This is a genomic window from Agrobacterium sp. fls2-241-TYG-188a, from assembly GCF_030209845.1.
The window spans coordinates 542684-555881 of the sequence record NZ_JARVRD010000001.1; the positions used below are offsets into that span (position 1 = coordinate 542684).

Here is a 13198-nt window from a genome sequence, read left to right on the forward strand (position 1 = left end):
CCTTATCCCTCTATCTGCGAAGATTGGCCGTTCTGGGGACCGCGATTGCCGGAAAGGGCCTTCAAGACCTCCATCCGCTCGCCGAACATCGCGACCGATCCGTCTTTCAAAATCATGATCTTGTCGACGCACTGAAGGAGGGCAGGGCGCTGGGTAATCGTTACGGTGGTGATGCCTTGAGTCTTGGCGTGCAGCAGGGCTTTCGCAAGGGCTTGCTCACCCTGTGTGTCGAGGTTGGAGTTAGGCTCATCCAGCACTACGAATTTGGGGTCGCCGAAGAATGCGCGGGCCAACGCTATGCGCTGCTTTTGCCCGCCGGATAGCGGTGCTCCGTCAGCTGCCACGACGGTTTCGTAGCCCTGCGGAAAACCTGCAATCAGTTCATGCACATCGGCCAGCACAGCGGCTTCGTAAATCTGGCGGTCTTCGACATCGTCGCGCATCCGGCAGATATTGGCCTTGATGGTGCCGGGAAACAGCTGAACATCCTGTGGCAGATATCCGATGCTTTCCCCGAATTGCCGCTGGTCCCAGTTGCGCAAATCCATCAGGTCCAGGCGGACATTGCCCGATGTGGGAAGAATGGAGCCGACCAGCATCTTGCCAAGCGTTGTCTTGCCGGATCCCGAATTGCCGATGATAGCCAGAGACTCGCCCTTCTTGAGTGAGAAGGAGATACCGTTGAGGATCACCTTTTTCTGTGGAGGAGGCACAAAGAGGATGCGCTCCACATCCAGACGTCCTTCCGGATTGGGCAGCCGAAGACGGGGGAAATTCAAGGGAGAATTGATGAGGAGTTGCTTGATGCGGCCATAGGCAGAAGCGGATTTGTTGAACTGATGCCAGCCTTCGATAGCGCCCTCGATTGGCGCAAGCGCTCGGCCCGAGACAATGGAGGCCGCAATCACCATCCCGCCCGTCAGTTCTCCGGCGAGCGAAAGATGCGCTCCCCATCCCAGAAGGGCGATCTGGGTAATCATGCGGCAGGCTTTGGAAACGCCAGAGAACATGATGTTACGGTCCTGTGCCGAAACATGGGAGCGTAGCGAGCCTGCGGTTTCTCGCCCCCACATCTTTACGGCTTCCGGTATCATGGCGAGTGCATTGATGATCTGCGAATTGCGCGACATGGAGTCGAGGTGAAAATTTGCGCGGCTGACGAAGCCATTGGCTTCCGCGAAGTGCTTTGCGGTAAACTTCTGGTTCAACCACGCAATGATGAAGAGCACCGCGCAGCACGCCATGATGATGATGCCCAGATGCGGATGGACGAGATAGACGACCAGCACGAACAAAGGCATCAGCGGCGCGTCGAGGAACGCGATCAGCGTTCCCGAGGTCAGGAATGAGCGAAGCTGCTGCAGGTCCTGCAGTGTCTGGTAATCCTTGCCGCTGCCGTGCAGGGATGCCCGTGCAGCAGCGCTGAGAATGGGTGCGCCGAGTTGTACCTCCAGCTCCACCGCTGTCCGCATCAGAATGAAGCGACGGATGGAATCCATGAAGGCCTGCAACAAAACCGCGCCTATGACGGCAATGGTCAGCATGACAAGCGTGTCCATGGACCGGCTGGTCAAAACGCGGTCGGAAATCTGGAAGAGATAAAGGGGGATCGCGAGCAGCAGAATATTGATGGCGATCGTAAACAACATGACGATGACCATGTTGCGCCGAACAGCGGCGATGCCCTTTGCCAGACTGGCTGCAAAATTTACCGGTTCGCTGCGTTTGTGAAAGCCGTGCCTGTTTCCACCGCCGCCACCGCCACCTCCACCGCCGAGATCGGGTTCCTTGCCGTTGCCGCCCCCACCGGTGGTCGGCCTTCGTTCGTTTTCGCGGATCGGCCCATTGTCGTTTTCAATGGTTTTGATGAAGGGCAGATCCGGGCTGGATTTGAGATCGATTTTTTCGGCGGGTGCGTCGCGCATCGTCGGTTCACTGACGGCGGGCGTCGTCTCGGCAGCAGAGGCTTTCGGTTCATCTCCTGCTTCGTGCTTTGCCGTCGCTGCTGAAAGCTGGCGCAGATTATCGACTGCTTCGTTGATCGCTGCGATGCAGGCGTCGGTCAGGTCGCTTTCGACATCACCTTCCCGTTTGCCGGAAAGGTCGAGAATGCGCCCGTTCTCGATCTTGTTTCTTGAGATATGATCCATGTTTCAGTCCCCCAGAGCCTGTCAGGCGACAGCTGTTTGCATGACATCGACGGGATGGGCCTGCGACCAGGAAAGGTCGTGCCCCGCATTGATGACGGTCTCTGCAGGTTGATCTGTTGCGCTATCGTCGTGCAGAAAGGCGATGACTTCATTGGCCAGGGCTGCCGTTTGCCGCGGCGTCCCTTCGTTGTCGATAAGTCCGCCCTGTATCAGCACCGCGTCCGAATAGAGTTGCCCACCGACATAGGTCGAGCCGCCGAAACTGTCGTAGTCGGTGATCTGGGCGATGTTGATAACGGCATTGCTTCCGGTGTCGATACTGATGGAAGCGCCCTCATTGTCGGCGAGTAACTTGGCCGCAGCCTGTGTCACATCGTCGGAGTCGCCCAGCACGCTGACCTGTTTGACATAGGTGACGTCATAGAGATTGCCGCTGATATAGAGGACGTTCAGTCCGGCATAACCGGCGAAATTGGCATCGGTCGCCAGCCCGTCCGGCATGTTCGGGTCTCGCTCGTTGATCGCCTTTGCCGTCTCGACCATATAGTCCGGCATGTCCTCGAAACGATCATTGGCGCCGACATTGTGGATGGTCGCCTCGTTCCACAGCAGGTTGTTGCTCGACTGGACCGTTGCGCCTTCCGCGGCGCCGGACAGTGCCCGTACCGTGTCATTGTCATAGAGGATCGCTATCTGCGCGATCATATTCATGTCGAGGACGTTGCCGCCAACAATCACGAGGTCATATTGAAGACCGATGCCGAGGAAACTTATGAGATCTATTGCCGCGTTGCCGCCGGTCAGAACACTTATGTCGACACCGGAAGTGGTCACGGTGATGGTGTCGTTGTCGGATACGAAATGATATTGCTCGATCCAGTGGACGAAGGAGACATCTCCCTCGACATAGCTCACGCGCCATGCTGTCGGGAAGATCGGTTCGCCTTCAGCGCTTTCTGTCTCGCTTGTGTCGGAATCCGCGCCGAGATCGGTGCGCTGGAAGTCTGCAATATTGTTCGCGACGGTCTGCGCATGATTTTCCTGGGTGAAAGATGCGTCTATGTCGTCATTGTCGCTGTAAACATATGACTGGGTGATGGCGTCGATCTGATGGTAGTCGCCCATCACGGCAAGGACCGGGGTCATGACACCCGTATTCACCACCGACACGATATTGGCGACGACATTGGCCCCGGCCTCCACTTCCAAGCTGTTTCCCGCTTCGGCCTCGCTGTGCTGCGGTGTGTCGCTTTCTTCAGGCTCCGCTGCCGGTTTGGCAAGGCCGCGATCAGGCATGTAATCGTCGACGTCAGGCAGCTCATCCACCAGCTGTCCGTTGACATAGGTTCCGGTCAGGGAATGGTCGGCGATGACGACGTCCTGGTCTGCGCCTGTGTCCATGGAGGAGACATGATTGTCTCTGGCATGGGTAATGAAGTCGTGCGCATCCTTCGCAATGGCCTGCAATCCTTCATAGGTGTCGGTGCGGTGATGGTCTGCGAAAGGCGTAAAGCGACCCGCATCATCGTAAAATTCCATCGTCCGTTCTGTCACGAATGTCGTGTCGCGTGGGGCGCGAGGCGTATCGGTCATGTTGAGATCGTCATCGTCTTCAAGCAGTGTCATCTGGGAGACGTGCGCGATGACGGAGCCCGGCCCCGTGTAAACGACGAGCCTGGGCTGCTCTTCCAGTTCGTCGAGCTGGCCAGGCATCTGGTAATGGCTGCCGACAAGGTCCTGATCGCCATTGCGCGAGAGCATGCGCATCGCGTCATCGAAGGACATTGCGTGTCGGGCGCGGCCGCCCATGAAATCGAAATCGCCAGCGCGATATTTCACGCCCGGATCGAAATCCTGGAGCTTTGTGTCATCGATTAGAAAACCGGCCGCGACATCGTCAGACGGCGGAAGCACCGCATCTGGACGCAGGCCAGTACCTTGCATGTAGTGCGCCCTCATGCGTGCTTCATCGATTTCCATGTCGAAAAAGCCGATGAAATGGGCGATCATGTCGGAAATCTTGTCGGTATACATGCTGTGTCCCTCCTCTTCAGCCCCGGAGCGACAATGCCATCACCGTGTGCGCCGGTCTGGCGTAAGGGGGTGTTGTCATCCGCGGGGATTGCCGGCTGTCCAAACCGGAAACTGCACCGGCGCCAGCCGGTGCAGTTCTTGCCATCCAGAGAGTAGGGGCTCAGGAGCCCGCGTCTTCGCCTACACTGTCCGAGTTGCCCCCGATGACGCTGCCTTCGAAGGAGTTGGTAAGAAGGTTTGCACCCTGTACCAGTTCCAGATGGTAGCCGGAGTTTGCCAGGATCGAGGAAGCGTTTGCGTTGCTGCTGCCTGCAGCATCATCGCCGGCCTTGAGATCCCAACCCTTGCCGTCCATGTCCATACCTTCGGCGCCGTGCGCTGTGCCGCCGGTGGTAGTCAGGTCGTTCATGGCGTCCTGGTTGTTCATCTGCACGTTGTAGGCCGAGTCCTGGTCAGCAAGGTGGCTGGCCTGCACAAGGCTGAATGCCGAGTCGTTTCCATCGCCGTTCAGCGAGTTGTTGAGGATGTTGTCGACATTGAGCGAGAAGGAGAAGTCATCGCCAAGATTGAACGCGATGTCACCGCCCGCAACGCCAAGATTGCCGATGTCCTTGACGTCTTCGATGGTGGCGAAATCATCATCAGACTTCGAGAAGCTTTCGTTGAAGCTGTCCGTCGTCGTCTTGGTGTCGGTATCGGCACTCGAATAGCTGGACGTCTTGGTGTCCGTGTCTGTGTGCGTGATGACGGTCGTGTCGTTGTCGCTATAGGACTTGCTGTCATAGCTCCAGTCGTAGTCGGTCTTCACATTGGTGTCGGCGTCGTTGATGTTGGTCGTCTTGTTGTTCGAATTCGTATCGTTGTCGCTGTAGGTATTGGTCTTGCTGTCGTAGTCCCAGTCGTAGCTGTTGTCGCGATTGTCGCCATTGTCGGTCGCGACCTGGATCTTGGCGTCGACGTCGAGGCTCTGGCTGTTGTCCGTGTAGGTGTTGTCGCGGTTGCCGCCGTTGCCAACGCCGACATTGCTGTCGTCCACGTCACTGTCATTGGTGGATGTGTTGGCAAAGCCTTCGGAAAGTGCGCCGATCTTGGTGATGTCGTCGCCAGCTGGCTGTGGATAATTTCCCATTTCAATTCCCTCCGAGAAAGTTCGGAGCAGCTTTCGAAATCCCTCTCATCTCAAACGGGATTTTATTCGCGCTTACTCCGAGTGTTCATCCAATGCAGACGTACTTCCAACATTTCGTCTGCGGTGAGCGGCCCGCTTGTCAGGCCGTGGTTTTTTGGGAGATGCACAAGACGCGGTTACGAACATGCGCATATCCAGTTCCGCAGTCGGCAAGACTGCAGAGTGTCAGGTCTGTCTGTTTGAGTACGTTGTTTTCGGCCTGCCATCCGGACGCAAACACAAGGGATGATCGGGTCGAACCGGTTGCTGTCAGTTGCAACGGCGCTGAATGTGTCCGAGATGCGGAAAGGTTTCCAGTTGCTAAATGGGATTAAGCAGAGAGGGATGCGGCTGCGTGCATCGGGGATGCTAATTAAATTGCGTAGGTTGTTGCACGTTGGTTGAAGGTTTCCCGTTCAGACCCGACAAACGTCAACCTGGCGGGTTAAAAAATGCAATGAGGTATTCAGAAACCGCGAAAATTTTCAGAATAAAACTCAACCCTAGTTAGTCTACGTCGTCACAAGCAAAATCGATGGATGTATAAAAACCCATCTTTATTTGCGTTTTGCCAGAAAAAGCGAGTAAATCCATGCGTCATATTCGTCCGGATATGTTGCTTCCGATTCACTAATCCGTTTGGGCAATTTATTTTAGTGTTTTTTTGTATTAGTTCTTATGATTAATAAATAACTAACGCATAATAGCTTAGCTCGGAGAAGTGGAAACGCTCATTCAGCAAGGTATTCCACACTCTCGGCGCGCTTGTGAAAGAACACAGTATCTGCGTAACGCTCGAGGGAGGCGTATATGTTCATGGTCGCATCACGCGTACTAGACGGAAAGAGCAGCAACAGTGCATTGGGGGTTGGCGGGAAGATCATTGTCGTTGCCAATGCGGATCTTTTTTCCGAATGTCTCGTCGAGGCATTAGCCAAGAAGTTTCCCGCCTGCAACGTCATGTCCTCGCCTTTTTCGGCGCCTTTGCCGGACATACCCATTGGAGATGTCAAGCTTGTTCTCATCTACAAGCTCTCGGGAACACAGCTGGAACGAATGCTGACGGAGGTTCGCACCAAGCACCCCGATGCACAGATCGCCCTGGTGATCGATGCGATAGAGATGATCGAAGGATACCTCAAGCAACTGGTGGGCACGCGCATCATAGACGGCGTTCTTCCACTCAATCTGCGGCTTGATGTCTTCATGGCGGCGGTCGACCTTCTGATAAAAGGCGGTGAGCACTTCCCATCGGCTTTGCTGGGGAAACTCACCTCTGGGCCGGAAATATCAAGCCGCACCGTGCAGGATACACCATCGATCGTTGCCAATCGTGCGGATGCGTTGGCGGCCCGCAACAATGAGTTCTGCGCTTTGACGACGAGGGAGGTGCAGATACTCGACCTGCTCTGCAAGGGAACGCAGAATAAGATCATAGCCGACCGGCTGCATCTTTCCGAAAATACCGTGAAGGTTCATGTCCGTAATATCTACAAGAAGATGAATGTGAGAAACCGGACTGAAGCTGCTTCACGATTCTTCAACAAAGAAGCAATGCAAGGCAGTGGAGATCGATGGAAAAACTGAGGGCATAAAGTAGCCACGCAGCGTGGGTGTATCGTTAACTATCGTCTTGTAAGAAATATTAACTCTGTTTCGGATTTCAGCTTTGACGCGAACTTAGATTTACCTGTCGTTTTATAAATCCGTCTAGCTTTTCCGCACAACACAAGATCGGAAAACGACGATGAATACCATGCTGCGGCAAAAAGAGACCTTCAAGATCGATCGGCAGGCCGAATTCAGTGCCAAGCTTTCTGCCGCGCACGCGAAAATCGAGAAGAAATTTCTTGATGGCGGAGCGGTTCTTGTCTCGGTGATGGACATTCTCGGCAATCTTATCGGCATTCTCGACGGGATGACGGGAACGATCGACGGAAAGATGGCCCGCGACACGCTTGAAGGCCTGCGTCAGACCATCAACGATCTGGCCCAGTTGCCAAAAACGGAAGAAGAACGCCAGGCGGCGTTCAACAATCTTGCCGATATGTGTTCTCTGACCGGAGAACATATTGATGAGATCCATGAGACGATCAGATATCTGAAGACCTTCGCTGTCACGGTTAAGATCACCGGTGCTGGCCTTACGGAATTTGCCGGATTTGCTGATGAAATCCGCGAACGTATACAATCCGGTTCGGACGAAGTCGGTCGCTTTGCCAAAAATCTCGAAGAAATGCATCAACAGTTGATAAAGGCGCGGTCCTTTTCAACAGACACGCTTTCCGATTTCCATTCGACCATTCCGCAGATCATCGAAAGCCTCAATGAGAATTCAGGGCTGATCGAAAAGCAGCATCGCGAAATGGCCGATATCGCGGCACAGGCCAAAAAGATTGCACAGACGGTCCAGGGCAAAATTGGATCTGTCCTGTCCTCGCTGCAGATTGGCGACATTACGCGTCAGCGTATCGAGCACATTCAAAGCACGCTAGAGATGCTTGAGGAATTCGCCTCTTCCAGTGAAGGTAAAGCGCTTGACGCAGCGGAGCTTGCGGTTCTGCAGGAAGCCGTCCTGCAGCTTGCAGGTGCCCAGATGGATGAGACCGCCGCTGATTTTCACCGGGATTGCTCCAAGATTTTTGCCAGCATTTCCAGCTTCGCGGATGATGCTGCCCGGATTTTGTCTTTACGTGACGAGCTGATCGACAAGACCCGCAACGGTGACAGCAACATTCTGGCTCTGATGGAGAAGGGCATTGTCGACGCCACCAATCTTGTCGGTCGCGTCCAGGGCAGCAGCGCTGATGCAGACGATGTCGTCATGTCCGTCACCAATAGCGCCAAGGAACTGTCGCGCGGCATCGAGATCTTGCGGTCCATCAAAATCGACATTCACTATATGGCGCTGAACTCCAACCTGCGCTGTTCCAAGCTTGGCGATGCAGGGCGGTCTGTCAACGTTGTCAGCGGTGAGATGCGCATCTTTGCAGCCAAGCTTGAAACGCCCGCAGATGCGATCGTGGAAGAGCTGGAAAAGGTTGAGACAGCCACGGCGCAGCTCGCAAAAGGCGGAGTAACGACGGATATGGCATCGCCTCTGAATGAGGCTTTGCAGACCATCCGCCACGCCAAGTCACAGATGGACTCCGGCGTGGAAGCGCTGGCGCAAGAAGGGCAGGCGGTTTTCAGCCGTATCAGCGCCGCGGTCGTCACGCTTGATTTCGAAAGCGAGCTCGGCTCCACCTTCAATGAATGCTGCCAGATTGCAGCGCAGCTCTCGGAAGGTTTCGAGGCAGACGTTTCCCGGTTCTCGGACAAGATCGAAGGCTTTAGCCACCGCGTCTACAAGCTTTACACGATGTCGCAGGAGCGGGACATTCACGCGCGCTTCCTGCCGTCTCATGTTTCGAATTCATCTTCCAGCGCATCGGCCGTCTCGAATAGCCAGTCATCGGCGTCTGATGACGATGATCTTTTTGCCGACGCCCTTTTCTAGGCGACGGTGATCCTGCCGGACTAAGTCTTCGCGCGAAAAAACTGGAACGAAAACCGGGCATTTCCATTTCCTCCTCGCAAGTTGAAAAACACACAGGAGGAAACAGAAATGATTTCTGGTGACAAAATTCGCGAGCATATGGAAGTCCGTTCGGCTGATGGCAGCCACGTCGGCACTGTTGACCACATGGAAGGTCAGAACCGTATCAAGCTGACCAAGACCGACGCTGACGACGGCAAGCATCACCTCATCCCGCTTGATTGGGTCGACCACGTCGACGCCCACGTTCACCTCAGCAAATCTGCTGCGGATGTGCGCAGCGGTTGGGAAACAATGAACTAGTCTTGCCAGTTCTACCCCAAAATGCGGTCTTTGAGGCCGCATTTTTTATGCGCGGATTTGCGAGAAACTCGCCTCATTTGACGCGTTCCAGAATTGAAACGTAGTTGGCGACCGCCGTTCCACCCATGTTGAATACCCCTGCAAGGCTTGCATCGGGAACTTGCATATCACCCGCTTGCCCGGCCAGTTGCATTGCAGCCATGATGTGCATGGATACCCCGGTTGCCCCGATGGGGTGGCCCTTTGCCTTAAGCCCTCCAGACGGGTTAACGGGAAGGCGACCGTCCTTTCGCGTAATCCCTTCACGGACAACCCGGTGCCCTTCACCGGGCTTGGATAAGCCCATGGCTTCATATTCGATGAGTTCGGCAATGGTGAAACAATCATGTGTTTCCACCAGAGAGAGATCGAATATATCCAATCCCGCTTTTTCCAGCGAGGCCGCCCATGCGCGACGGGCTCCCTCGAAGGCAAGGGGGTCTCGATGGCTGAGTGCAATGATGTCATTGACCTGGGTGCGCGCCTTGAAGCCTATGGCGCGTTGCAGGGTGGCCGCTACCTCCTCATCCGCCAGAATGATTGAGGCTGCCCCATCGGAAATCAGGGAGCAGTCGGTACGACGAAGCGGGGCGGCTACATAGGGATTCTTCTCCGAAACCGTATTGCAAAACGCGAACCCGAAGTCCTTTTGCATATGGGCGAAGGGATTGCTGACGCCGTTGGCGTGGTTCTTCGCCGCAATCATTGCCAGCTCTTCGGACCGATCCCCATAGCGTTGAAAGTAGGTCTGGGCGATACGCCCGAACTGGCCCGCAAACCCGCCAGGTATATCGCCTTCCTCTGCGCGGTAGCTGGCGGAAAGCAGGATATCTCCAACCTGATCGGTCGGCAGCGCGGTCATTTTTTCCGCACCGACCACCAAGGCGATGCGGCCACGACCGGCTTCGATGAAATCCATGGCACTGTAGATGGCAGCGGAGCCTGTGGCGCAGGCATTTTCAAAGCGCACGGCAGGCGTATGCGCCAGCCTTTCGTCGCTCATGGCGACAAGAGCGGCCTGAAAATCCTGCCGGGAGAAGCCGTTGTTCATGACCCCGACAAAGATGCCATCGATATCGGTGACCTCTATGCCCGCATGGGCCACAGCCGGTGCCACAACGGAGGCCATGAGCTGCTCCGTATTCTCCAGCGGGGACTTGCCGAACTGTCCATGCGCCCAGCCGACGATCTGCGCCTTACCCATTCTTCTCTCCTCCCGAACCCTGCCACTCTCTCCAGAACAGGGCTTAGCGTTGAAGCATGGGTCAGTTATAGCAGCCCAGGAGCCTCCGCGCCTGTTCTTTCGACATATTCCGTGTAGCCGCCGCCATATTGATGAATGCCATCCGGCGTCAGTTCCAGCACGCGGTTTGAAAGGGCTGCCAGAAAATGGCGGTCGTGCGAGACGAAGAGCATGGTGCCTTCGTATTCTGCGAGCGCCTTGATCAGCATTTCCTTGGTGTCGAGATCGAGGTGGTTGGTCGGTTCGTCCAGTACGAGGAAATTTGGCGGGTCGAACAGCATGGCAGCCATGACGAGGCGCGCCTTTTCACCGCCCGAGAGAACGCGACATTTCTTGTCGACATCGTCACCAGAAAAGCCGAAGCAGCCGCACAGCGCCCGCAACGGGGCCTGCCCCGCCTTCGGAAACCGCTGCTCCAGCCACTGCAGGATCGTTGCTTCACCATCAAGAAGATCCATCGAGTGCTGCGCAAAATAGCCCAGCTTCACGCTTGCGCCGACATTGACGCTGCCGACATCGGGTTCGGCTGTTCCGGCAATCAGTTTCAACAGCGTGGACTTGCCCGCACCGTTGACGCCCATGATGCACCACCGCTCCTTGCGGCGGATCATGAAGTCCAGACCTTCGTAAATCGTCCGCTGGCCATAGGCCTTATGCACCTGCTTCAGCGAAACGACATCTTCGCCCGAGCGCGGTGGCGTCTGGAATTCGAAAGCAACGGTCTGTCTGCGCTTTGGGGGCTCTACGCGGTCGATCTTCTCCAGTTTCTTGACCCGGCTCTGTACCTGCGAGGCATGGGACGCGCGGGCCTTGAAACGTTCGATGAACTTGATTTCCTTGGCAAGCATGGCCTGCTGGCGCTCGAACTGTGCCTGTTGCTGCTTTTCGTTCTGGGCGCGCTGCTGCTCGTAAAAGCCATAGTCGCCGGTGTAGCTCGTCAGCGATCCCGCATCGATTTCGATGATCTTGTTGACGATACGGTTCATGAACTCGCGGTCATGCGAGGTCATCAGAAGCGCGCCGTCGTAGGTCTTGAGGAAGTTTTCAAGCCAGATGAGGCTCTCGATGTCCAGATGGTTGCTCGGTTCGTCAAGCAGCATGACGTCGGGCCGCATCAGGAGAATGCGGGCCAGCGCCACACGCATCTTCCAGCCGCCGGAGAGCTTGCCGACATCGCCATCCATCATCTCCTGCGTAAAGCTGAGGCCAGCAAGCACTTCGCGCGCGCGGCCTTCCAGCGAATAGCCGTCCAGTTCCTCGTAGCGGGCCTGAACTTCGCCGTACCGCTCGATGATCTCATCCATCTGATCCAGCTGGTCGGGATCGACCATCCGCGCTTCAAGCTCACGCAGCTCGGTAGCGACCGCGCTGACCGGGCCTGCCCCTTCCATGGCTTCGGCAACCGCGCTGCGCCCCGCCATTTCTCCGACGTCCTGATTGAAGTAGCCGATGGAAACGTGCTTTTCCGCCGCAACCTGACCTTCGTCCGGCATCTCCTCGCCGGTAATCATGCGAAACAGCGTCGTCTTGCCAGCGCCGTTGGGGCCGACGAGGCCGACCTTCTCACCCTTGTTGAGTGCTGCCGACGCCTCGATGAAGAGGATGCGATGGCTGGCGGATTTGCTGATGTTTTCGATGCGGATCATGGAGGAGTAACCGATAAGCTGGAGGTTTGGCGTCCCTATGCCATGCCGTGCCAATGCTGTCATCAGGTGAATCATCATGGAATGCTTGTGAAATATTTTGGAATGGATATTCCATATTGGCAGCAGTTCGGGTGAATGAGGGAGATGACATGAGCGCAAACGCAATTCCGGCCACGGTAGAAGCTTTTCAGGAACGTTTGTTGGAGGTGACGGACAGCCTGCCGAAACGTCTGCGTCAGTGCGCCGACTATGTCGCCGCTCATGCTGACCGCATTGCCGTTTCCACCGTTGCCGAGCTGGCGGAGAGTGCAGGCGTGCAGCCATCCGCCATCATGCGCTTCAGCCAGATCATGGGCTTTTCCGGCTATTCGGAGATGCAGCGCCTGTTTCGCGAGCATTATACCGGCGGTTGGCCGGACTATACGACGCGGCTCAGCAACTTGCGTGACAATGGAGAGGATGGCGGCGCCCTGTTGCTGGCTGAATTCGTCGATGCTGGCCGTGCATCGCTTGAAAATGTGCTGAAAACAGTCGATCCGCAGGAGTTCGAGACCGCGATCCGGGTTCTTTCAGAGGCAAATACCATTCACGTCGTCGGCCTTCGCCGGTCTTTTCCTGTAGCAAGCTATCTTGCCTATGCCTTTGAGAAGATGGGTGTTCCGGCCATGCTCCATGCATCGGTCGGACAATTGCACAATCAAAGCGCGATCCGTTACGGCGACGTGGTGCTGGCGATTACCTTCTCGCCCTACTCGGTGGAAACGATGGATCTCGTCTCGTCCAGCCTTGCCCGGAGAATTCCCGTCGTTGCGATCACGGATACAGCCGTAAGCCCGATGCGCAAGCTGGGGGCGACCATCCTTGCGGTGTCAGAGGTGGATTTCGGCGCGTTCCGCTCCCTTTCGGCAACATTATGCGTTGCGATCGCGCTGGCTGTCGGCGTGGGTACGCATCGCCAAAATTGAATATTTATGTTGAAACAGAAAAAAATGGAATTTATAGTCCAAAAATAGACTGAACGGAAACGACTGAGGAGCGTCGTTTCCAGTTCGGAACCCGCGTCAGCGCGATTGGAGG

Annotated in this window: 9 protein-coding genes; 4 read left to right on the forward strand and 5 right to left on the reverse strand. The window is 55.8% G+C overall.

Annotated features, from left to right (window positions below):
• Positions 1–2: 2 nt before the first annotated feature.
• The 3 genes from QRN85_RS02325 to QRN85_RS02335 all read right to left on the reverse strand — a co-directional run bounded on the left by QRN85_RS02325 (position 3) and on the right by QRN85_RS02335 (position 5313).
• Positions 3–2150, reverse strand: coding sequence for a type I secretion system permease/ATPase (locus QRN85_RS02325; RefSeq protein ID WP_284757098.1), 2148 nt, complete (start codon positions 2148–2150; stop codon positions 3–5).
• Between the two features lie 21 nt (positions 2151–2171).
• Positions 2172–4184, reverse strand: a complete 2013-nt coding sequence (locus QRN85_RS02330; RefSeq protein ID WP_284757099.1) for a hypothetical protein — start codon at positions 4182–4184, stop codon at positions 2172–2174.
• A 160-nt stretch (positions 4185–4344) separates the two neighbouring features.
• Entirely contained in the window at positions 4345–5313 is a 969-nt protein-coding gene (locus QRN85_RS02335) for a fibrinogen-binding protein (protein WP_284757100.1), read from the reverse strand.
• Positions 5314–6162: 849 nt separating this feature from the next.
• Between QRN85_RS02335 and QRN85_RS02340 the strand changes: the two genes are divergently transcribed.
• The 3 genes from QRN85_RS02340 (at position 6163) to QRN85_RS02350 (ending at position 9193) form a co-directional block, all read left to right on the forward strand.
• Complete coding sequence (locus tag QRN85_RS02340) at positions 6163–6939, forward strand: helix-turn-helix domain-containing protein (protein ID WP_502870746.1); 777 nt, start codon at positions 6163–6165, stop codon at positions 6937–6939.
• Between the two features lie 160 nt (positions 6940–7099).
• On the forward strand, positions 7100–8851 hold the full coding sequence (locus tag QRN85_RS02345; protein WP_284757101.1) for a methyl-accepting chemotaxis protein: 1752 nt from the start codon (positions 7100–7102) through the stop codon (positions 8849–8851).
• 108 nt (positions 8852–8959) lie between these two features.
• Positions 8960–9193, forward strand: a complete 234-nt coding sequence (locus tag QRN85_RS02350; protein WP_062588103.1) for a DUF2171 domain-containing protein — start codon at positions 8960–8962, stop codon at positions 9191–9193.
• Between the two features lie 73 nt (positions 9194–9266).
• Here the strand turns inward: QRN85_RS02350 and QRN85_RS02355 are convergent, their stop codons facing one another.
• Both QRN85_RS02355 and QRN85_RS02360 read right to left on the reverse strand, forming a co-directional pair.
• Positions 9267–10436: an acetyl-CoA acetyltransferase gene (locus tag QRN85_RS02355; protein WP_284757102.1), complete on the reverse strand. Its 1170-nt coding sequence runs from the start codon at positions 10434–10436 to the stop codon at positions 9267–9269.
• 65 nt (positions 10437–10501) lie between these two features.
• Positions 10502–12121 (reverse strand): ABC-F family ATP-binding cassette domain-containing protein, encoded by a 1620-nt coding sequence (locus QRN85_RS02360; protein WP_062588417.1) that lies wholly within the window; start codon positions 12119–12121, stop codon positions 10502–10504.
• 149 nt (positions 12122–12270) lie between these two features.
• Here QRN85_RS02360 and QRN85_RS02365 point away from each other — a divergent pair, with 149 nt between their 5' ends.
• The gene (locus tag QRN85_RS02365) at positions 12271–13086 is read left to right on the forward strand and encodes a MurR/RpiR family transcriptional regulator (RefSeq protein WP_062588099.1); all 816 of its coding nucleotides are present in this window, start codon (positions 12271–12273) and stop codon (positions 13084–13086) included.
• Positions 13087–13198: the final 112 nt, after the last annotated feature.